Origin of the sequence: Terrabacter sp. LjRoot27, from assembly GCF_964254175.1 — a bacterium.
Lineage (GTDB): Bacteria > Actinomycetota > Actinomycetes > Actinomycetales > Dermatophilaceae > Terrabacter.
Map to the genome: position 1 here is coordinate 2,883,948 of NZ_CAXUSS020000001.1, position 19,458 is coordinate 2,903,405.

Sequence of the window (19,458 nt, forward strand, 5' to 3'; positions counted from 1 at the left end):
GTGACGACGGGGCCACTCGACGGCATACGTGGTCTGGTCCTCGCGACGACAGGGCCACTCGACGAGGTGGGTGGGGACGCCGGTGAGGCGGATGGGACGGGGAGGCCACTCGACGGGCTGGGGTGGTGGCGGGGTCAGCGGTAGAGGGCTACGACGATGAGGGTCTGGGCCACGTGGTAGGTCACGATGACCGTGAGCGGCGCCCAACGCCTCTCGTGGACGAAGCGGTCGTGGCCCAGCACGGTGTCGGAGACGACGAAGACCATGCACCCGAGCAGCAGCAGCCAGTCGCCCGTGCCGGCCGCGACGAGCACGAGCACGAAGAGGACGAGCTGGTAGACGAACACCGGCCCCCGCTGCGTCCCGGAGTGGCGCACGATGTCCCGCCCAGCCTTCGCGTGCAGCACCGCGAGGAAGGGCACGGCCACGAGGATCGGCCAGGGGAAGCCGTCCGCCCGGACCGTCTCGAGGATCGCCCAGACGTAGGCCAGGTGGCCCACGAGGAAGGCCCCGAGCCCGACGAGGAACCGCGTCTCGGTCGCGTGCAGCAGCGCGATGTCGCCGAGGAGGCAGAAGGCGAGCGCCACGATGACGGGCAGCAGCGGCGGAGAGCCCGGCGCGCGTCCTTCCCAGTAGAGCGACCAGGCCAGCCCCATCAGGAGCAGCACGACGAGCGGCTTCGTGATCCGCTCGACGACGTGGTCGCCGCGCAGGACGGAGCCCCAGTTGATGAGCGCCGTCACCCCGAGCGCCACGCTGATAACCCACAGATGGGTGGTCACGTGCCCACATTCCCAGCCGCGGCTCAGGTTGGCCGCGCAGACACGCTGCGGAGGCCCACCACCTGTCGAGACGAATCGGCGTACGTCCAGTTCTCTGCCAGACTCGTCCAATGCCCATGCGCAAGTTCCAGCACACGGTCACTGCCGACGACACGTCCGCCCGGGTCGGCAGCGGTGACCTCGACGTCCTCGCGACCCCGCGTCTCATCACGTGGTGCGAGAACGCCGCGTTCCAGGTCTGCAAGCAGAACATCGACGCCGACCACACGACGGTCGGCACCATGGTGAAGATCGAGCACGTGAAGGGCAGCGCGGTCGGCTCCGAGATCACCGTGCTGTGCGCCGAGCCGATCAACGACGGACGCCGGCTCGTGTGCCACGTGACCGTCAGGGACTCCGACGGCGAGGAGCTCGCCAAGGGCGAGTTCCACCGGGCCGTCGTCGACCCGGACCGCTTCATGAGCAAGTGCCAGCGGGTCCTCTGACCCGCAGCCACCTCCCAGCCGCGGTTGCCACGATGACCGTGTGACGCTCGGACTGCTCGGTGCGCTCCTCGCAGCGCTCGCCTACGGTGCGGCCACCGTGCTCCAGGCCGTGGGTGTACGTCGTGCCGCCGCACTGCCGCCCGGCACTCCCTGGCGCGGGCGCGTGCGGGCCGGCCGGCCGTATGCCGTGGGCCTCGCCCTCGACGGGATCGGCTTCCTCGCGTCCGTGGCCGCCCTGCGCACGCTGCCGCTCTTCCTCGTCGAGTCCGCGGTCGCCTCGTCGGTCGCGGTCACCGCCGTGCTCTCCGTCGTCGTGCTCGGCGTCCGCCTCGGAGCGGCCGAGGTCGTCGCGCTGCTCGTCGTCGTCGCCGGCCTCACCGGCCTCGCCCTCACCGCGGCGGCCGGACCGGCCGTGCAGCCCGGGCCCGGCGCGACCTGGTGGCTGCTCGCGTCAGCAGCGGTCGTCGCCGTGCTGGTCGTCGTCGGGACCATCGACCACGACCGACGACGCGGGTCCGTCGTCCTCAGCGTCGCGGCAGGCCTCGGCTTCGGCGGTGTCGGAGTAGCGGCCCGTCTGCTCGAGGTCCCCACGCCGGTGTGGCGCCTCGCGACGGACGGCGCCACCTGGGCCCTCGTCGCCCACGCCGTGCTGGCCACCGTCGCCTACGCCCTGGCCCTGGCCCGGGGCCGGGTCACGACCGTCGCCGCCCTGACCTTCGCCACCGAGACGGTCGTCCCCGCCCTCGTCGGCGTGATCCTGCTCGGCGACCGGGTCGGACCGGGCCGTGGTCCCGCGGCCGTGCTGGCCTTCGTCGCCACGCTCGGAGGGTGCGTCGCGCTGGCCCGTCGCGCCGAGCCCACCGCCACCGATCCCCACCCCCCGGGCGACGAGGCGAGGCGCCAGACAGCCCCGCAGGACGCGTCCCGGCAGCGCTGACCTGAGGTCACCGACGCCGCAGGCGCTCCATCTCGGTCTCGATCTGATCCTCGGTCGGCGCGTCGACCGCATAGGCATCGACGGCGTTCGCCACGATGCCGATGCCCCACCCTGCGATCGGGAAGATGGGCCAGAAGAAGGCCGCGCCGGTCACGGCCCAGAACACGACGAGCATCCCGTTGACGAGCACGTAGATGAGCAGGTGGGTGCGGAAGTCGGCCTTCTTCTTGAGCCTGGCGAGCGCTCTGCCGCGCAGGTCGACCTCCGTGACGGCGCGGTCGACTGTCGGGTCGGGCACGTCGTGGTCGGGTTCGACCGGAAGCTGGTTCGCGGTCATGGTCGTCACCGCTCCTTCGCGGGCCGCTGCGCAGGAACTCCGCGCAGCTCCCTGCTTCCAGCGTAGGCCGGACGCGATCGCCCGGTCGGCGAGCGTGCCGGACGTCACCGTCGCACCGGCACCGCCGGGCTCTCGTGCCGTCAGAGCACGTACGCGTCGCCGTCGCGGCGGTAACCGAGGCTCTCGTAGTACGGCTCGACCATGTCGGGTGGCGTCAGCACCCGCCGGAACCCGCGCCGACGGAACGGCCCCTCGGGACCGAAGACGAACTCCCCCGGCATGACGTCGCGGTGGCGCGGGGTCACCCAGTCGAGCAGCAGCTGGGCGGTGCCCTCTCCCGCGTCGTGCATGAGGACGACGCCGACCATCTCGTCGCCGCGGAGCACGAGGTAGGACGGGTTACCCGCGAACGGGTCGTGCACGAACTCCGGGTTGTAGCGGCGGATGTCGCCCTCGTGCACCCGCAGGACGTGCCGCAGGTAGGTGTCGTCGCCGGCGACCTCGAGCACCTCATAGACGCCGGAGTCGTGCTTCTCACGCGACATCCGCGTCAGGTAGTAGACGTTGATGCCGGCGAGGACGACGTTGAGCCCGACCATCGGCCAGACGTGGTTGACGGCGTTGTAGGCGATGAGGACGACGCAGCCGACGAGGTTGATGATCCGGAGCCGGCGCAGCTGCGTCTGCAGCAGCGACCAGACGAGGATCGCCGACCCGATCCAACCGACGGCCTCGAGCCACCAGGTACCCATGGCCGCGACCCTAGCGCCCGGGGCGCCCCGGCTCGCCGGGATCGGGGTGGTCCGCGTCGTGCTCGGCGCGGGCCACCCCCGTCACGACGACTCAGGCGTCGGGCGCGACGAACTGCGGGAGCGCCGCCTCGAACCGGGAGTCGAGGGTGAGCGACGGCAGGACCTGCCCCTGCTTCTGCGCATCGGCCGCGACCGACGCGCCCCACGACGAGGCCCGGAGCCGCTGGTCGGGCGTGCCGTGGTGACCCGCGCTCGCGAAGGCGCAGTCGCCCACCTGGTAGAAGGACTGCTCCGCCTCGAGGACGCGCCTCGTGTTGAGGGCGAGTCCGCGCTTGTGGGTCACGAAGTACGTGCCGAACGCGTCGGCCATGAGCTCGGTGCGGCGCGTCGCCTCCGGACCGGCGAGCGGCGAGGCGAACAGGTTCTGGTCGTACTGCACGTGGTGGCCGTACTCGTGGCCGAGGACGGCACGGGGCCCGACGTCGCCGACCCCGATGGCGGCCAGCGCGTCGAGCATGCCGTCACCGAAGACGAGCTTGTCCGGCAGCGAGGAGATGACCGGGTCGGGGTCGCCGACACCACTGAAGGCGAAGGCGTTGAGGGTGAAGATCGGGCTGGCTCCGCCGGCGAGGCCGGGGTCGGACGTCACGACGTCGACGACGATGGCGGCGAGCTCGGCCGCGTCGGCGTCCGACACCCCGTAGAGCACCGCGATGAGCCGGGCGAGCCGAGCCGGGTCACGCATGACGTCACCGTGCATCGCCATGAGCTGGATGTCCGTGCCGTCGGTGTCCCAGAACCTCTGCGCGGCCCGGAACGAGCTCGTCAGCTCGTTGCGGGACGCCTTTGTCAGGGCGTAGGCCGGGTCACCCGTCGACCCGAAGAGGAGCGCGTCGTAGGTCGGGAAGTCGAAGCCGCCGAGCAGTGAGAGCACGAAGAGGCTCGACGGGTCGATGCCGGCGATGATGCCGTCGACGTAGGCGTCGAGCCGGGTCGGCGCGCACTGGTAGGTCGTCGGGTCGATGGCGCGCCCCAGGGCGTCCTGCGCTGCGGAGGGCTCGACACCGAACCTCTCGAGGGCGCTCGCCCGGCGGGTCCGCCAGTCGGCAGGCAGGTGGGCCCGCGCCGCGGCGATCAGCGCCGCCGCCCTCGGGTCGTTCGTCGTGCCCGCGACGTAGTCGTACGTGTGGCCGGTTCCGGCGACGGACGTCGGGACGGCCGTGCCTGTCGCTGGGGTCTGGTCCTGGGTCTGGGTCTGGCTCTGGGCTGCGGGAGCCGCCGTGGCGACCGCCGCTCCGGTGGCCCCCGAGATGGCCAGCGACGTGACGAGAGCGATCGTCCTGGTCGTGGTCCTGCGCACGTGAGAGCTCCTTCGTGTCGTGCCCCCCGCCCGGTGCCGGGGCGACGTGCCCATCATCACCGCCGAGGACGACACCAACCCCCGAAACAGCCCATATCCGGGTGAACGGTGCGATGCGTCTCAGCCCGCGGGAGCGTCGTCCATCCCGGAGGCCTCGGAGGCCTCGGAGGCCTCCGAGGTCTCGGAGGGCTCGTGACCGACGAGCTTGAGCCCCACGACGGCGGCGACGATCCCCGCGAGCAGGACGACCTTGACGGCCGAGAACGCCTCCCCGCCCGTCGTCATCGCCCACGTCACGGTGAGCGCGGCCCCGAGACCGGTCCACACGGCATACGCCGTCCCGATGGGGATGGAGCGCACGGCGTGCGCGAGCCCGGCCATGCTCAGCGCGCCGGCGACGAGGAACACGACGGCGGGGACGGGGCGCGAGAGTCCCTCGGACGCGGCGAGCGCTGAGGCCCAGACCGCCTCGAGGACGGCGCTGGCGAGCAGGACGACCCACGGCATCACGCCACCGCCTTGAGGCCGGCGACGCACGCGACGAGCACGAGCAGCAGGGCGGCACGGGCGCCGCCGAGGCGCTCCTCGCCGCGGGCGACCGCGAGCAGGACGGTGCCGACGGCGCCGATCCCGACCCAGACGGCATACGCCGTGCCCGTGGGCAGGGCGGTCATGGCCCACGCGAGGCCGACCATGCTGAGCACGAGCGAGACGGCGAAGAGCGCGGTCGGTCGGGGACGGCGGAAGCCGTCGGACGCTGCGAGCGCGGTGGCCCAGACGGCCTCCAGCGCGCCGGAGAGGATGAGGACGAGCCAGTGCACGGCGATTCCGATCCGGCCGTCTTGTCGCTGTGCGGGTACGGCTCCCTCGTCCGCGAGCGCGGCTCGCGCGCTCACCGACGATTCTACCGAAGGGGCGCGTCCCGGTCGAAACGGCGTATCAGGAGCACCCGCCCGGCGTACTGTCGGGTGCAGGCGCGCTCCTGCGAACAGAGGATCGCCATGAGCCGTGACTATCTCGACTTCGACGTCGCCGTCACCCGTGAGGGCCAGGGGTATGCCGCTCACGTCCTCGCCTCGCCCGCTGGCGAGGCGTCGGCCCCCTTCACGCTGCCGTTCGCGGCCACGGACCTCGCCCAGTTCATGATCGCGGTGGGCCCACCGCGCGTGTCCTCGAGGCGCCTCGTGCCGGCGGAGGCACGGGTCGTCGACGTCAAGGAGTACGGCCGCCGCCTCGGTGACGCCCTGCTCTCGGGCGAGGTCGGACGGGCCTTCCGTGACAGCCTCACGACCGCCACCGGCCAGGGCAAGGACCTGCGCCTGCGGCTGCGCCTCGACGCCGTCCCCGACCTCGACCCGGTGCCGTGGGAGTACCTCTACGACTCGCGGCTCGGCCGCTTCCTCACGCTCTCGCAGGAGACCCCGATCGTGCGCCTGCTCGACTCGCTCGAGCGCCCGCCGGTCGTCCACGTCGACGCGCCGCTGCGCGTCCTCGTCATGATCTCGAGCCCCAGCGACATGCCCGAGCTCGCCGTCGACCGCGAGCGGCAGCTGCTCACGGCGACGACCGGCGACCTCGTCGCGAGCGGACGGCTCACGGTCACCGTCCTCGAGGACGCGACCCTGACGGGGCTGCAGCGGGCCCTGCTCGACGACTTCCACGTCTTCCACTTCATCGGCCACGGCGGCTTCGACCAGCAGGCGCAGGAGGGGGTCCTCGTCCTCGAGCGCGAGGACGGCACGGCGCACCGGGTCTCCGGCGCGCGGCTCGGGACGCTGCTCCACGACGCCCGCACCATGCAGCTCGCGGTGCTCAACGCGTGCGAGGGGGCGCGCACGTCGGGACGCGACGCGTTCTCCGGGGTCGGCCAGGCCCTCGTGCGGCAGGGGCTGCCCGCGGTCGTCGCGATGCAGACCGAGATCTCCGACCGGGCTGCGCTCGTCTTCAGCCACGAGTTCTACTACTTCCTGACCCGAGGCCTCGGCATCGACGCCGCGATCTGCGAGGTGCGCAAGGCCATGGCCGTCTCCGACGAGGCCTCGGAGTGGGGCACCGCGGTGCTGCTGCGGTCGGGTGCCGACCAGCCGTTCTCCTTCACGGCGAGCGCCGGCGTCGCGACCGAGCGGCCCGAGAGCCGGCTCGAGTCGCTCTACGACGCCGCCAAGGGCGCGCTGCTCGCCCGGGCCCCGGCGACCGCGCTACCGCTGCTCGAGCAGATCGCGGCTGAGCACCCCGACTACCAGGACGTCACCCAGCTGCTCGAACGGGTCCGGCCGGAGGCGGCCCCCGTCGACGACGGGCCGGTGCCTCGGCCGCGGCCCGAGACGGACACCCAGGGCGGCCGCACGCCGCCGCCGACCGAGCCCGACACAGACACCGACACCGACACCGACACCGACTCCCACGACACCCACGACACCAACACCAACACCAACACCAACACCGACAACGACAACGACAACGGCCGGGGGCGCAGGGGCAACGGCTTCGTGCGCAGCCTCATCGGCCTCGTCGTGCTCTTCGGCCTCTTCTGGCTCGGGGCGACCCAGGTCCCGAAGTGGTTCAAGGGGGCCACGGCCGACGTCACGAGCGCCTGCGGGCCGGCGCCCGCCGCCGCGAGCAGCGCGGCGACGACGTTCGTCGCGGGCTGCGCCACGACGACTCCTGCCGTCGACGGGGACTTCGCCGACTGGGACGGCGTGCCCTCGCACTCGATCCCCCACGTCATCGCCCAGCAGGGCACGCCGCAGCGCGAGTTCGGCGGCGACTGGCAGGTCGTCTGGGACAGCACCGCGCTCTACCTGCGCGTGCACGTCGTCGACCCGGACGTGCGCAGCGTCAACCTCGCGACCCCCGGCGCCTGGTTCAACGGCGACGGCTTCTCCTTCGAGTTCGGCCCTGACGCGCGGAGCCTCGACCCCGCCGCGACGACCCGGCGCGGGCAGGACGTCCACGTCATGGTGGGGCTGTCCCGTGACGCCCCCACCTCGGGCGTCGCGTCGATCAACCCGGCCGGGCGCGGCACCTTCACCACCGGCACGCGCCACCCCGAGATCACCGTCGGACGCGCCGACACCCTGACCGGCTACGACCTCGAGGCCCGGGTGCCGTGGTCGTCCCTGCAGCTGAAGAAGGCGCCGGTCCGTGGCTCGGTCTTCTCGATGAACGTCAACCTCAGCGACGCGACGAGCGCCCCGGCGGCGTGGAAGCTGCGCACCATGAAGAGCACGAACGCCGCGCGCACCGCCGAGACGCAGGGTTTCCCGCACGGCTGGCAGACGATCACCCTCGCCGACGAGGCCTCCTGAGATGACCCCTGAGATGACTTCCTGAGATGGCCGGACGACTGCTCGCCCTCCTCGTTGGGATCGACGCCTACCCGGCACCGATCCCGCCGCTGTCGGGCTGCGTCAACGACGTCACGGGGTTCGCCGAGGTCCTGCGCGACCGCGTCGGCGAGGACGCGCTCGACCTCGTCGTTCTCACCGACGCCGAGGCCACCCGCGCCGCCGTGACCGGCCGCCTCGCCGAGCACCTGGGCCGGGCCGGCCCGCAGGACGTCGCGCTCTTCTACTACAGCGGCCACGGTTCGCAGCAGACGACGCCGGAGGAGCTCTGGTCCATCGAGCCCGACCACCGCAACGAGACCCTCGTCTGCGTCGACAGCCGCTCCCCCGGCAGCTGGGACCTCGCCGACAAGGAGCTGGCGGGCCTGCTCGACGCCATCTCGTCATCGGGCTGCCACACGCTCGTCGTGCTCGACTGCTGTCACTCGGGCGACGGGACGCGTGATGCGGACGAGGTGGTGCGGCTGGCGCCGCCGGACCCGCGGGTAAGACCCGCGTCGACGTTCGTCGGGCTGGGCGACGTGACGACCGGCTCGCCCACCCGCGGCACGGCCAGGTGGACCCCGGCCGGCCGGCACGTGCTGCTCGCCGCGTGCCGGTCGTCGGAGAAGGCGAAGGAGGTGACCGTCCTCGGCCGTCAGCGGGGCGCCCTGTCGGCGGCCCTCGAGGCAGCGCTCCTCGGCAGCGACGGACGCCCGTCCTACCGCGACGTCCTGCGGATGGTGACGGCCGACGTGACGAACCGCGTCACCGACCAGCACCCCCAGGTCGAGACGGCCGACGCGACCGAGCTCGACCGGCCCTTCCTCGGCGGCGCGATCCCGGCCACCGCGAGGCCGCTCACCCTGAGCCGGCTGCCCGACGGCTGGTCCATCGACTCGGGCGCCGTCCACGGGGTGCCCGAGCCCATCGGTGACGACACGACCGAGCTCGCCGTCTACCCGCTGACCGGCGAGACGTCGGGCTCACCCCTCGCCACGGCGCTCGTCACGAAGGTCCTGCCCGACCGGAGCCTGGTCCGCCTGACCCCCGAGCTCGACGAGGCATACGTCTACCGCGCGGTCGTCACGTCCATCCCGCTCGCACCGCTGCGCGTGGGAGTCGTCGGCGACGCCGCCGGGACCGCCGCGCTCCGCACCGCGGCGGACGCCGCCGACGAGACGCTCGTCGACCTCGTCGAGGGTGCGGGAGACGAGGACGGCGGGGCCGACCTGCTCGTCGAGGCCACCCCGGACGGCTTCGTCATCACCCGTCCCGGCGTGACGCGTCCGCTCGTCCCGGTCGTCGCCGGCGAGGCCCGTGAGGAGCGCACCATCCTCGCCCTCGAGCGCGTGGCCCGCTGGCTGCGCCTGTCCGCCCTGACCAACCCCGCGACCCGCCTGCCCGACGGCGCCGTGCGTGTCGAGGTGGACGCGGGCACGGGCCCCGTCGGTGCCGGCGGCACCCTCCGGATCGCGTATGCCGGCACGGACGCCCCGCGCTTCACCGTCCGTCTCGCGAACACCACGTCCACCCCCCTGTGGGCAGCGCTGCTCGACCTCACGGAGACCTACGGCATCTTCACCGACGCCTTCCCTGCCGGTTCGGTCGCGCTCGGAGCGGGTGAGGCGACGAGCGTCGACCTCGTCGGGCAGGTCGCCGACGCGCTGTGGGAGGCGGGGACCGTGTCGCTGCGCGACCAGCTCATGGTCGTGACGAGCACGCTGGAGTTCGACCCGCGGTCGCTCGAGCAGGAGGAGCTCGACGTCAGCGCGGTGCCTGCTGCCGGGACGACGAGAGGCGCCGGCGTGCCGCCCGCGCTGCGCTCCAACCTCGAGCGGGTGCTCGGCGGCACGCGGACGCGGCGCCTGGGCCCGAGCGCCGCGGCCGCCGCGGTGGCCGACTGGCGCACCGACTCCGTCTTCGTCGTCACGACCCGACCCCGTCCCTGACCGACCACGGACACGCCACGGACAGGCCATGGACGCGAAGAAGGACCAGACGGATTCCGTCTGGTCCTTCTTCGTTCGGTGGAGCTGAGGGGACTCGAACCCCTGACCCCCTGCATGCCATGCAGGTGCGCTACCAGCTGCGCCACAGCCCCTTGCGGGTGTCACCTCGTCGAAGCGACTGCGTAACCATAGCGGGTCTCCGGCCGAGAGCCAAAATCGGGGGCGGCCTTTCGGGTCAGACGTTCCAGGGCCCGAGGTTCCAGCCGCTGATGCGCCACCGGGTGATCTCGGAGAAGCTCTTGCCCGCCTCGACGAGCTCGATCCAGTGGCAGTTGTCGAGCCCGCGGAACACGGCGTCCGACACGTCCTGGTCGAGCCCCACGAGGGCGCTGGCCGCGACGCGGGCGGAGACCCCGTGGGCCACGACGACGGCGGTCTCGCCCGGGAGCAGCTCACGGGCGACGTCGCGCAGGGCAGCACCGGCCCGCTCGGCCACCTGCGCCCGGGTCTCTCCCGTGACGCCGCGCGGGGTGTCCTCGCCACGGTCGAGGGCCGCGATGACGTCCGGGTAGCGCTCACGCACCTCGTCGGCGTGCATGCCCTGCCACTCGCCGACGTGCACCTCGCGCAGGCGGGCGTCGAGCCGCACCTCGAGGCCCGTGAGGCCCGAGATGGCGTCGGCCGTCGAGGCCGCGCGCCGCAGGTCGCTCGAGACGATGAGGGCCGGCGCGTAGGCGGCGAGGTGCGGCGCCGCGGCCTCCACCTGCTCGTGTCCGCGGTCGGACAGCTCGGTGTCCTTGTGGCCCTGCCAGACCCGGGCCGCGTTGTCGACCGTCTCGGCGTGCCGGACGATGACGATGCGGCGCGGCCCCACGGGCGGCACGGACCCGGCTGCGGTCACGCCTCGTCGGCCTCGTCGCTCGCGTCGTCGGCACCCGGACGGGCCGGCGCCTGGACGGCCCCGAGGTCGATCTCGGGGCAGTCCTTCCAGAGGCGCTCGAGCGCGTAGTACTCGCGCTCCTCCTCGTGCTGGACGTGGACGATGATGTCGCCGAAGTCGATGAGGACCCAGCGGCCCTCGCGCTCGCCCTCGCGGCGGATCGGCTTGCTGCCCAGCTCACGCAGCCGGTCCTCGACCTCGTCGACGATGGCGCCGACCTGCCGCTCGGACGGTGCCGAGGCGATGACGAACACGTCGGTGAGCGGCATCTGCTCGCTCACGTCGATGGCCATCACCTTCTCGGCGAGCTTCTCCTCGGAGGCCAGGGCGGCCACCTTCGCGAGCTGGATCGAATGGTCTGCTGCGGTCACGAATCTCCTCGGGGCGGTGCCGGCGACAGGTGCGTCGGCACGGTGCCTGCGCTCGCCAGGTCGGCGGCATACAGGCGGTACTTGTTGATGTACTGGACGACCCCGTCGGGCACGAGGTACCAGACCGGGGCGCCGTCGGCGACGCGCGCCCGGCAGTCGGTGGAGCTGATCGCCATGGCCGGCACCTCCTGCAGCGTGACGCGGTCCTCGGGCAGCCCCTTGTCGGACAGCTCGTGGCCGGGCCGGGTGACGCCGATGAAGTGGGCCAGCTCGAAGAGGTGCTCGGCGTCCTTCCAGGACAGGATCTCGGCCAGGGCGTCGGCGCCGGTGATGAAGAACAGCTCGTCGTCGGGCCGCTCGGTCCTGATGTCGCGCAACGTGTCGATCGTGAACGTCGGCCCGGGCCGGTCGATGTCGACCCTGCTGACGGTGAAGCGCGGGTTGGAGGCCGTCGCGATGACGGTCATGAGATAGCGGTCCTCGGCGGGCGAGACGCGACGGTCCGCCTTCTGCCACGGCTGTCCCGTGGGGACGAAGACGACCTCGTCGAGGTCGAAGCGCGACTGGACCTCACTGGCGGCCACGAGGTGGCCGTGGTGGATCGGGTCGAACGTCCCGCCCATGACGCCGAGGCGCATGGTCAGTGGTGGGCCCCGTCGGATCCGCTCGTGCTGCCGTGCGTGCCCTCACCGCGCCGCGGGGACTGCACCTTGTAGGCGGTGTTGCGGAAGCTCCACGTGACGCCGAGCGCCACGAGGAAGAGCGCGAACGTGATGAGGAAGTAGGCGATCACCGGCATGGGAAGCTCGCGAGCGGCTTCCTCCCCCTCGGTGACGAGTGCGAGGACACGATCAGACATGCGCCCAGCCTAGCGCCCGCACGCCCCGGCCGACGCAGCGCGTGCCCACCGAGGGCGTATGCCGTCCGCCCGGCTCAGTGCCCGCCCGTCCCCTCGGCGCCACCGGGCGCCTCCTCCCCCGGGTCCGCGCCTCGCAGCCACGCATGACCCACGGTCGCGAACGGCTCGTCACCGGCCACCACCGCCGCGAGGACGAGGTCGCGCCAGCGCTCGGCGAGAGCGACCACGTCCGCCGGGTAGCCGAGCTCGACCCGGTGCTCGGCGAACTCGTCCTCGTCGTCGACGAAGAGGTGTCCGTCGCGGGTCAGCACGACGTCGAGGTCGAGGTCGACCATCGTCACCTCCCACTCCGGCCCGCCGTGGCTGGCCTCGCGGCGCTGCCAGACCGGTTCGGTCGTCATGTCGACGTAGACGCTGATCTCACGGTGCCCCGGGTAGAAGCCGCCGACGTACGCCCCCTCGTGCGGCACGAGCGAGACCCAGCCGCTGGACTCGACGAACTCCACACCGGGGCGCGCGCAGCGCGTGCCGGCCGGCGCGTACCACCAGTGGCCGTGCTCGTCGGACCCGAGGTAGCGACCGTCCCACTCCCAGTGACGGCCCCCACCCCACTTCGTGAACCGACCCGCGACCGGGGTGCCGGGCTCGAGCCCGCCCGGCGGCATACCTCGTCGGGACGGGCGGTCAGCGGCGGAGGCGGTCACGCCCGGCACGTTACCGGCGGCGCCGTGGACCTGCAGGGTACGAGCGGGAACAGCACCCGCACAGCGAGGTGACAGGCGCAGCCCATCGGCGGCCGTACCCTAGAACCCATGGTTCCCGAGTTGTCCGTGGTCATCCCGATGTACAACGAGGAGGAGGTGCTCCCCCTCCTCGTCGAGCGGCTCCGACCGCTCCTCGACGGCATGGGCACCACCTACGAGGTCGTCGCCGTCGACGACGGCAGCAAGGACCTGACGGCCGCGCTCCTGCAGCGCTACCACCGCGAGTGGTCCGAGCTGCGCGTCGTGCGCCTGCGCGCCAACGCCGGGCACCAGGCCGCGATCTCCGCCGGCCTCGTCAGCGCCCTCGGCGACTACGTCGTCACCATCGACGCCGACCTGCAGGACCCGCCCGAGATCATCCCGCAGATGCTCGCGGCCGCGAAGGACGACGGCGTCGACGTCGTCTACGGCGTGCGCAACGACCGCTCGACCGACACGTGGTTCAAGCGGGCCTCGGCCCAGGCGTTCTACAAGCTCATCGGGCTCATGTCGCAGACCTCGGCGCACGCCGACGCCGGCGACTACCGCCTCATGTCGCGCGCCACCGTCGACGCCATCAACAGCCTCCCCGAGCACAACCGCGTGCTGCGCTTCATCGTGCCGGCCCTCAACTTCCCGTCCGACACGGTCGAGTACAAGCGCGAGGAGCGCGCCGCCGGGGACTCGAAGTACCCGCTGCTCAAGATGATCAAGCTCTCGCTCGACTCGCTGACCGGCTTCTCGACGGCGCCGCTGCGGCTCGCGACGTTCGCCGGCTTCGGCGGTGCGGTCCTGGCCGTGCTGCTCGTGCTCTACACCCTGATCTCCCGGTCGCAGGGCCACACCGTCGCCGGCTGGACCTCGACGGTCGCCATCGTCGCGGGCGTCGGCGCGGTCCAGCTCGTCTGCGTCGGCATCCTCGGCGAGTACATCGGCCGGATGTACGGCCACATGCAGGGCCGCCCGACCTACTTCATCGCCTACGACTCGAAGACCGCCGACACCGGCGCGCACGGGCCGACCGACACGCCCCTGCCGGCCCAGCCGAGCGAGGCGCACATCCGCACGACGTCGGAGGAGCCGGACACCGACGCCGTCGACACCATGCCCGACACCGCGTCCGACACCGTGCACGACACCGCGTCCGACACCGTGACGGTGCTGGACCCAGAGCCCCGGACCGAGCCCGAGCGCACTCAGCTGCGAGGCTGAGCCCGCACGAGCAGGCTGACGCCGGGCAGGCCTCCGACGGGCAGGTAGCGCTCGGCAGTGATGATCGTGCGCAGGCCGAAGTTGACGACCGGGTGCAGGTTCTCGAGGTCCGAGCCGGAGCTCGTCCGGCGCCGCATCGCCACGACGGGGCGCAGGAGCACGTTCCACGACCGTACGTCGGTGACGTCGAAGCCGCCGCGGTCGAGCAGGTCGAGCAGGCCCTCGCGGGTGTAGCGACGCACGTGGTCGACGGCCTCGTCGTGCTCTGACCACAGCCTCGGGTCCGCCGGCACGGCCACGAGGTACGTGCCGGTCGGCTTGAGCACGCGACGCACCTCCGCGACGGCGGCGTCGTCGTCCTGGAGGTGCTCAAGCAGGTCGAAGGCCATGACGAGGTCGAGGGAGTCGTCCGCGAGAGGCAGCCGCGTCGCGTCGCCGCGCAGCGTCGCGAGTCCGCGACCGTGGGCGACCTCTGCGCCGTCAGAGCCGTACTCGAGCGCGACGGCGTCCCAGCCGTGCTCACGCAGGACACGGGTGTTGCCCCCGCCTGCGGCGCCGATGTCGAGGGCGCGTCCGGGCACCAGCCCCGCGATGGCCTTGGCCAGGAGGTGACGCCGCTCGCGGTACCACCAGTGGTCGTCCTCGAGCTCAGCGAGCTTGCGGACCTCGGTGCCTTCCATGGTGGGCCATCATGCCATCCGGGGTGCCCGGATGCGCCAGCGCCCGTCAGCGGGTGTGGCCGTCGCCCTCGACGATCCACTTCGTCGTCGTCAGCTCGGGCAGCGCCATCGGTCCGCGCGCGTGCAGCTTCTGGGTCGAGATGCCGATCTCGGCGCCGAAACCGAACTCGCCGCCGTCGGTGAACCGGGTGCTCGCGTTGACCATGACGGCCGCCGCGTCGACCTCCGCGGTGAAGCGCCGGGCGGCCGCCCGGTCCTCCGTGACGATCGCCTCGGTGTGCCCGGTGCCGAACCGACGGATCCGGTCCATCGCCTCGTCGAGGTCGTCGACGACGGCCACGCTCATCTCCAGGCCGTGCCACTCCGTCCCGAAGTCCGCCTCGCTCGCGAGGTCGTATGCCGCGCCGGCCGCCTCGGCGTACTGCGTGACCTCGGGTGCCACGTGCAGTCGCACCCCGGCGCCGGCGAGGTCGGTGAGGGCCTTGGGCAGGAAGTCCGCGGCGACGTCACGGTGGACGAGGAGCGACTCGGCGGCGTTGCAGACGCTGGGCCGGTGCGTCTTGGCGTTGAGGGTGATGGCCCGGGCCCGGTCGAGGTCGGCGGCACGGTCGACGTAGACGTGGCACACGCCGACGCCGGTCTCGATGACGGGGACCGTCGACTCGCGGACGACGGTCTCGATGAGGTCGGCTCCCCCGCGCGGGATGACGAGGTCGACGTGGCCGCGAGCGGTCATGAGGGCCCGGGCGGCGTCGCGACCGCCCTCCTCGAGCAGCGTGACGGCGTCGACCGGAAGGCCCTGGGCGGCGAGGGAGCCGCGCATCGCCTCGACGAGGGCGTGGTTGCTGCTGGCGGCCGCGGAGCCACCGCGCAGCAGGACGGCGTTGCCGGACTTGAGGGCGAGGCCTGCGGCGTCGACGGTGACGTTGGGCCGCGCCTCGTAGATCATCCCGATGACGCCCATCGGCACCCGCACCTGACGGATCTGCAGGCCGTTGGCGAGGGTCGAACCGCGCACGATCTCACCGACGGGGTCGGGCAGGGCCGCGACGTCGCGCAGCGCCTGGGCGACGGCGGCCACGCGCGGCTCGTCGAGCCGGAGCCGGTCCTGCAGGCTCTCGCTCATGCCGCCGGCGCGACCGCGCTCGATGTCCTCGGCGTTGGCCGCGATGACCTCCGGCGCGGCGGCGTCGACGGCGTCGGCGAGCAGCAGCAGGGCCGCGTCCTTCTCCGCGCGGGACATGAGGGCGAGCCGTCGCGAGGCGGTGCGCGCGCGCTCCGCCAGGGCCGTCACGTGCTCGACGACGGCAGGGTCGATCGTCTGGGACATGCCTCCAGCGTAGGTCGTCGTGCAGGCAGTGAGCCGTCCGTTTCCGGGGGCTGGACCGAAGGCCCGATCCGGACGGCCCTGCGTGCGCCCCGGCCCGTCACTAGAGTTCGACGTGTGTCGCCCCACTCCGTCATCAGCACCGCGCGACGGCTCGTCGTCAAGGTCGGCTCGAGCTCGCTGACCGGCGTCGACGGCGGCATCGACCACGGCCGCCTCGTCGCCCTCGCGAACGCCTTGGCGCACAAGCACCTCGACGGCACCCAGATCGTCCTCGTCAGCTCCGGTGCCATCGCGGCCGGCATCCACCCGCTCGGCCTGACCGCCCGACCTCGCGACCTCGCGACCCAGCAGGCCGCCGCCTCGGTCGGCCAGGGCGCCCTGCTCGCCGGCTACACGCAGGCGTTCGGCCGGCACGACATCACGGTCGGTCAGGTGCTGCTCACCGCCGACGACGTCACCCGGCGCACGCACTACGCGAACGCCCGCCGCACCCTCGAGCGGCTGCTCGACCTCGGGGTGCTGCCCATCGTCAACGAGAACGACACCGTGGCCACGAGCGAGATCCGCTTCGGCGACAACGACCGGCTCGCCGCCCTGGTCGCGCATCTCATCGACGCTGACGCGCTCGTCCTGCTCTCCGACGTCGACGCGCTCTACGACGGGCCTCCGAGCCGACCGGGAGCCCAGCGCATCCCCGTCGTCCGCGGACCGCAGGACCTCGTCGGCATCGAGATCGGCGGCAGCGGCTCGAAGGTCGGCACGGGCGGCATGACGACGAAGATCGAGGCGGCCCGCATCGCGACCGCCGCCGGCGTCGTCACGTCCGTGACGGCGGCGGACCGGGTCATCCAGGTCCTCGCGGGCGAGGACGTCGGCACCGTGTTCCTGCCGATCGGGGTCCGCGGCCGGTCGAGACGGCTCTGGCTCGAGCACGCGACGACCGCACGCGGCCGCCTCATCATCGACGACGGCGCCGTCACGGCGCTGGTCCAGCGCAAGAAGTCGCTGCTCCCGGCAGGGATCACGGCGGTCGAGGGCAGCTTCCACGACGGCGACCCCGTCGACGTGTGCTCCCCCGACGGCACCGCGATCGCCCGTGGTCTCGTCAACTACAGCTCCGCCGAGCTGCCCTCGCTGCTCGGCCGGTCGACGAGGGAGCTGGCCCGCGAGCTCGGCCCGGAGTACGAGCGCGAGGTCATCCACCGCGACGACCTCGTCGTCATCTGAGGCAGGACGCGCGAACGGCCGCGCACACCCCTGGCGTGCGCGGCCGCTCCGCGTCCCCCGCGACCTCGCGGGGGACGGGTCGGATCAGTGGTGGGTCGCCGTCTCGGCTCCGTGACCGGTGAGCGAGCGCACCTCCATCTCGGCGTACTTCGCCGCGTTGTACTCCTTGCTCGTGACCGTCCCGATGTAGCCGAGGACGAAGCCGAGCGGGATCGAGATGATGCCCGGGTTGTCGAGCGGGAACCAGTGGAAGTCGACCCCCTGGAGCATCGAGGGGCTCTTGCCGGTCACCGGGTCGTTCGGCTTGCCCGAGACCACGGGGCTGAAGATGATCAGCGTGATGGCGCTGATCAGGCCGCCGTAGATGCTCCACAGCGCACCCCTGGTGTTGAACCGCTTCCAGAAGAGCGAGTAGAGGATCGTCGGCAGGTTCGCGCTCGCCGCGATGGCGAACGCCAGCGCCACGAGGAAGGCGATGTTCTGGCCGAGGGCGAAGATGCCGCCGATGATGGCGATCGCGCCGAGGACGAGCGCTGCGATGCGCGCGACCTTGACCTCCTCCTCCGGCGTGGCGGTCCCCTTCTTGACGACCGTGTTGTAGATGTCGTGCGACAGGGACGCGCTCGCCGTGATCGTCAGACCGGCGACGACCGCCAGGATCGTCGCGAAGGCGACCGCCGAGATGATCCCGAGCAGGATCTCGCCGCCCAGCTCGAAGGCGAGCAGCGGGGCCGCCGAGTTGACGCCACCCGGTGCCGCCTTGATGGCTGCCGCTCCGACGAGCTCCGCCGCCCCGAAGCCGAGGATGAGGGTGAAGATGTAGAAGATGCCGATGAGCCAGATGGCCCACACGACGGACCGACGGGCCTCACGCGAGGTCGGCACCGTGTAGAAGCGCATGAGCACGTGCGGCAGGCCGGCCGTGCCGAGGACGAGTGCCATCGACAGGGAGATGAAGTCGACCGGGTTCTTGTACTGAAGCCCGGGCTGGAGCAGGTCCTTCCCGCCCGCCTCCTGCGAGGCGGTCGTGGCCTCGCCGAGCAGGTTCGAGAGGCTGAGGCCGAACTTGGCGAGGACCCAGAAGGTCATGATCGCCGCGCCGATGATGAGCAGCACGGCCTTGATGATCTGCACCCAGGTCGTGCCCTTCATGCCGCCGAAGATGACGTAGAAGATCATGAGGATGCCGACGACGACGATGACGAGCCGCTGTCCGACGGCCCCCTCGACGCCGAGCAGCAGAGCGACGAGGCCACCGGCCCCTGCCATCTGGGCGAGCAGGTAGAAGAACGACACGACGAGCGTCGAGATCGCCGCGGCGATGCGGACCGGGCGCTGTCGCAGCCGGAAGCTGAGCACGTCGGCCATCGTGTACTTGCCGACGTTGCGGAGCAGCTCGGCGACGAGCAGCAGCGCGACCAGCCAGGCCACGAGGAAGCCGATGGAGTAGAGGAAGCCGTCGTAGCCGTTGATGGCGATGGCGCCGGCGATGCCGAGGAACGAGGCCGCCGACAGGTAGTCACCGGCGATGGCGATGCCGTTCTGGCGGCCGGTGAAGGCACGCCCACCCGCGTAGTACTCCGCGGCACTGCGGTTGTTGCGCGAGGCGCGGATGACGATGGCGAGGGTGACGACGACGAACAGGGCGAAGATGCCGATGTTGATCGCCGGGTTGCCGACCGTGGTCGCCGCGGGGACGAGCGACGGGGCGGTGGTGAGGAGGGCGCTCACTGCTGCACCCCCATCTTCTGGGCGAGGGCTTCGGCCTCGGGGTCGAACACGCGGTCGGCCCAGCGGGCGTAGACCATCGTGATCGTGAAGGTCGAGACGAACTGGAGGAGGCCGAGGATCAGGCCCCACGTGATGTTGCCGACGACCCTCGTCCCCATGAAGTCCTTCGCGAAGACGGACAGCAGGACGTAGAGGAAGTACCACGCGAGGAACAGCGCGGTCAGCGGGAACACGAACTTGCGGAACTTGCTGCGCAGCTGGGCGAACTCGGGCGAGTCCTGCATGGCGACGTTGGGATCGTCGGCCACGCGCTCTGGAGCGTCTTTGCTCACTGGGGCCACCTCCGGGGCGGTTGGGTCGTGCCTGGTCTGCTGGGCGGTCGGCGCGGTCCTGCTGCCGCCGACGCTCCCCGGACGGTCCCGTGGTGAGTCGAC

At 72.0% G+C, this 19,458-nt stretch carries 21 protein-coding genes, 1 tRNA gene and 1 riboswitch; of the genes, 6 read left to right on the plus strand and 16 right to left on the minus strand.

What is annotated here, in order from left to right:
- Window positions 1–134: 134 nt before the first annotated feature.
- Window positions 135–782 (minus strand): lysoplasmalogenase, encoded by a 648-nt coding sequence (locus ACSQ2D_RS13400; RefSeq protein ID WP_435986438.1) that lies wholly within the window; start codon window positions 780–782, stop codon window positions 135–137.
- 110 nt (window positions 783–892) lie between these two features.
- Here ACSQ2D_RS13400 and ACSQ2D_RS13405 point away from each other — a divergent pair, with 110 nt between their 5' ends.
- Both ACSQ2D_RS13405 and ACSQ2D_RS13410 read left to right on the plus strand, forming a co-directional pair.
- Window positions 893–1,267: a thioesterase family protein gene (locus tag ACSQ2D_RS13405; RefSeq protein WP_435986439.1), complete on the plus strand. Its 375-nt coding sequence runs from the start codon at window positions 893–895 to the stop codon at window positions 1,265–1,267.
- 40 nt (window positions 1,268–1,307) lie between these two features.
- The gene (locus tag ACSQ2D_RS13410; RefSeq protein ID WP_435986440.1) at window positions 1,308–2,204 is read left to right on the plus strand and encodes a hypothetical protein; all 897 of its coding nucleotides are present in this window, start codon (window positions 1,308–1,310) and stop codon (window positions 2,202–2,204) included.
- 7 nt (window positions 2,205–2,211) lie between these two features.
- Here the strand turns inward: ACSQ2D_RS13410 and ACSQ2D_RS13415 are convergent, their stop codons facing one another.
- From ACSQ2D_RS13415 to ACSQ2D_RS13435, 5 genes are all read right to left on the minus strand, one after another.
- The gene (locus tag ACSQ2D_RS13415; protein ID WP_435986441.1) at window positions 2,212–2,541 is read right to left on the minus strand and encodes a 2TM domain-containing protein; all 330 of its coding nucleotides are present in this window, start codon (window positions 2,539–2,541) and stop codon (window positions 2,212–2,214) included.
- A 140-nt stretch (window positions 2,542–2,681) separates the two neighbouring features.
- Window positions 2,682–3,293, minus strand: a complete 612-nt coding sequence (locus tag ACSQ2D_RS13420) for a hypothetical protein (RefSeq protein WP_435986442.1) — start codon at window positions 3,291–3,293, stop codon at window positions 2,682–2,684.
- A gap of 91 nt (window positions 3,294–3,384) precedes the next feature.
- The gene (locus ACSQ2D_RS13425; protein WP_435986443.1) at window positions 3,385–4,653 is read right to left on the minus strand and encodes a hypothetical protein; all 1,269 of its coding nucleotides are present in this window, start codon (window positions 4,651–4,653) and stop codon (window positions 3,385–3,387) included.
- 120 nt (window positions 4,654–4,773) lie between these two features.
- Window positions 4,774–5,160 carry a DMT family transporter gene (locus tag ACSQ2D_RS13430; protein WP_435986444.1) on the minus strand — a complete coding sequence of 129 codons (387 nt, stop codon included), beginning with the start codon at window positions 5,158–5,160 and terminating at the stop codon, window positions 4,774–4,776.
- On the minus strand, window positions 5,160–5,474 hold the full coding sequence (locus ACSQ2D_RS13435; protein ID WP_435986445.1) for a DMT family transporter: 315 nt from the start codon (window positions 5,472–5,474) through the stop codon (window positions 5,160–5,162). The genes ACSQ2D_RS13430 and ACSQ2D_RS13435 overlap by 1 nt, the downstream gene beginning before the upstream one ends.
- A 10-nt stretch (window positions 5,475–5,484) precedes the next feature.
- Window positions 5,485–5,550, minus strand: a riboswitch (guanidine-III (ykkC-III) riboswitch).
- A gap of 104 nt (window positions 5,551–5,654) precedes the next feature.
- On the opposite strand from ACSQ2D_RS13435, the gene ACSQ2D_RS13440 reads away from it, so the two are divergent.
- Together ACSQ2D_RS13440 and ACSQ2D_RS13445 are read left to right on the plus strand one after the other, a co-directional pair.
- Window positions 5,655–7,961 (plus strand): CHAT domain-containing protein, encoded by a 2,307-nt coding sequence (locus ACSQ2D_RS13440; protein ID WP_435986446.1) that lies wholly within the window; start codon window positions 5,655–5,657, stop codon window positions 7,959–7,961.
- Between the two features lie 26 nt (window positions 7,962–7,987).
- The gene (locus tag ACSQ2D_RS13445) at window positions 7,988–9,931 is read left to right on the plus strand and encodes a caspase family protein (RefSeq protein WP_435986447.1); all 1,944 of its coding nucleotides are present in this window, start codon (window positions 7,988–7,990) and stop codon (window positions 9,929–9,931) included.
- A 79-nt stretch (window positions 9,932–10,010) separates the two neighbouring features.
- Here ACSQ2D_RS13445 and ACSQ2D_RS13450 read toward each other — a convergent pair.
- The 6 genes from ACSQ2D_RS13450 to ACSQ2D_RS13475 all read right to left on the minus strand — a co-directional run bounded on the left by ACSQ2D_RS13450 (window position 10,011) and on the right by ACSQ2D_RS13475 (window position 12,805).
- Window positions 10,011–10,083: transfer RNA gene (locus ACSQ2D_RS13450), tRNA-Ala, on the minus strand.
- Between the two features lie 83 nt (window positions 10,084–10,166).
- Window positions 10,167–10,832, minus strand: a complete 666-nt coding sequence (locus ACSQ2D_RS13455; RefSeq protein WP_435986448.1) for a histidine phosphatase family protein — start codon at window positions 10,830–10,832, stop codon at window positions 10,167–10,169.
- Complete coding sequence (gene rsfS / locus ACSQ2D_RS13460) at window positions 10,829–11,242, minus strand: ribosome silencing factor (RefSeq protein WP_435986449.1); 414 nt, start codon at window positions 11,240–11,242, stop codon at window positions 10,829–10,831. Before rsfS ends, ACSQ2D_RS13455 begins: the two co-directional genes overlap by 4 nt.
- Window positions 11,239–11,865, minus strand: coding sequence for a nicotinate-nucleotide adenylyltransferase (gene nadD / locus ACSQ2D_RS13465; RefSeq protein WP_435987855.1), 627 nt, complete (start codon window positions 11,863–11,865; stop codon window positions 11,239–11,241). Before nadD ends, rsfS begins: the two co-directional genes overlap by 4 nt.
- Before the next feature lie 17 nt (window positions 11,866–11,882).
- Complete coding sequence (locus ACSQ2D_RS13470; RefSeq protein ID WP_435986450.1) at window positions 11,883–12,101, minus strand: hypothetical protein; 219 nt, start codon at window positions 12,099–12,101, stop codon at window positions 11,883–11,885.
- A 74-nt stretch (window positions 12,102–12,175) separates the two neighbouring features.
- A complete protein-coding gene (locus ACSQ2D_RS13475) occupies window positions 12,176–12,805 on the minus strand; it encodes a DUF402 domain-containing protein (RefSeq protein WP_435986451.1) in 630 nt (209 codons plus the stop codon).
- 108 nt (window positions 12,806–12,913) lie between these two features.
- Between ACSQ2D_RS13475 and ACSQ2D_RS13480 the strand changes: the two genes are divergently transcribed.
- Entirely contained in the window at window positions 12,914–14,056 is a 1,143-nt protein-coding gene (locus ACSQ2D_RS13480; protein ID WP_435986452.1) for a glycosyltransferase family 2 protein, read from the plus strand.
- Here ACSQ2D_RS13480 and ACSQ2D_RS13485 read toward each other — a convergent pair.
- The gene (locus ACSQ2D_RS13485; RefSeq protein ID WP_435986453.1) at window positions 14,041–14,736 is read right to left on the minus strand and encodes a class I SAM-dependent methyltransferase; all 696 of its coding nucleotides are present in this window, start codon (window positions 14,734–14,736) and stop codon (window positions 14,041–14,043) included. The genes ACSQ2D_RS13480 and ACSQ2D_RS13485 overlap by 16 nt on opposite strands.
- 46 nt (window positions 14,737–14,782) lie before the next feature.
- The gene (locus ACSQ2D_RS13490) at window positions 14,783–16,066 is read right to left on the minus strand and encodes a glutamate-5-semialdehyde dehydrogenase (RefSeq protein WP_435986454.1); all 1,284 of its coding nucleotides are present in this window, start codon (window positions 16,064–16,066) and stop codon (window positions 14,783–14,785) included.
- A 114-nt stretch (window positions 16,067–16,180) separates the two neighbouring features.
- Here ACSQ2D_RS13490 and proB point away from each other — a divergent pair, with 114 nt between their 5' ends.
- A complete protein-coding gene (gene proB / locus ACSQ2D_RS13495; protein ID WP_435986455.1) occupies window positions 16,181–17,293 on the plus strand; it encodes a glutamate 5-kinase in 1,113 nt (370 codons plus the stop codon).
- Between the two features lie 84 nt (window positions 17,294–17,377).
- Here the strand turns inward: proB and ACSQ2D_RS13500 are convergent, their stop codons facing one another.
- The gene (locus ACSQ2D_RS13500) at window positions 17,378–19,024 is read right to left on the minus strand and encodes a solute symporter family protein (protein WP_435986456.1); all 1,647 of its coding nucleotides are present in this window, start codon (window positions 19,022–19,024) and stop codon (window positions 17,378–17,380) included.
- Window positions 19,021–19,356: a DUF485 domain-containing protein gene (locus ACSQ2D_RS13505; RefSeq protein ID WP_435986457.1), complete on the minus strand. Its 336-nt coding sequence runs from the start codon at window positions 19,354–19,356 to the stop codon at window positions 19,021–19,023. Before ACSQ2D_RS13505 ends, ACSQ2D_RS13500 begins: the two co-directional genes overlap by 4 nt.
- Window positions 19,357–19,458: the final 102 nt, after the last annotated feature.

Bases quoted from the DNA above. Each gene is read 5' to 3' on its own strand.
- ACSQ2D_RS13415 (WP_435986441.1), bottom strand. From the start codon at position 2,541: ATGACCGCGAACCAGCTTCCGGTCGAACCCGACCACGACGTGCCCGAC.
- ACSQ2D_RS13485 (WP_435986453.1), bottom strand. From the start codon at position 14,736: ATGGAAGGCACCGAGGTCCGCAAGCTCGCTGAGCTCGAGGACGACCAC.
- ACSQ2D_RS13440 (WP_435986446.1), top strand. From the start codon at position 5,655: ATGAGCCGTGACTATCTCGACTTCGACGTCGCCGTCACCCGTGAGGGC.
- ACSQ2D_RS13445 (WP_435986447.1), top strand. From the start codon at position 7,988: ATGGCCGGACGACTGCTCGCCCTCCTCGTTGGGATCGACGCCTACCCG.
- ACSQ2D_RS13430 (WP_435986444.1), bottom strand. From the start codon at position 5,160: ATGCCGTGGGTCGTCCTGCTCGCCAGCGCCGTCCTCGAGGCGGTCTGG.
- ACSQ2D_RS13405 (WP_435986439.1), top strand. From the start codon at position 893: ATGCCCATGCGCAAGTTCCAGCACACGGTCACTGCCGACGACACGTCC.
- ACSQ2D_RS13480 (WP_435986452.1), top strand. From the start codon at position 12,914: ATGGTTCCCGAGTTGTCCGTGGTCATCCCGATGTACAACGAGGAGGAG.
- ACSQ2D_RS13420 (WP_435986442.1), bottom strand. From the start codon at position 3,293: ATGGGTACCTGGTGGCTCGAGGCCGTCGGTTGGATCGGGTCGGCGATC.
- ACSQ2D_RS13490 (WP_435986454.1), bottom strand. From the start codon at position 16,066: ATGTCCCAGACGATCGACCCTGCCGTCGTCGAGCACGTGACGGCCCTG.
- ACSQ2D_RS13470 (WP_435986450.1), bottom strand. From the start codon at position 12,101: ATGTCTGATCGTGTCCTCGCACTCGTCACCGAGGGGGAGGAAGCCGCT.
- nadD (WP_435987855.1), bottom strand. From the start codon at position 11,865: ATGGGCGGGACGTTCGACCCGATCCACCACGGCCACCTCGTGGCCGCC.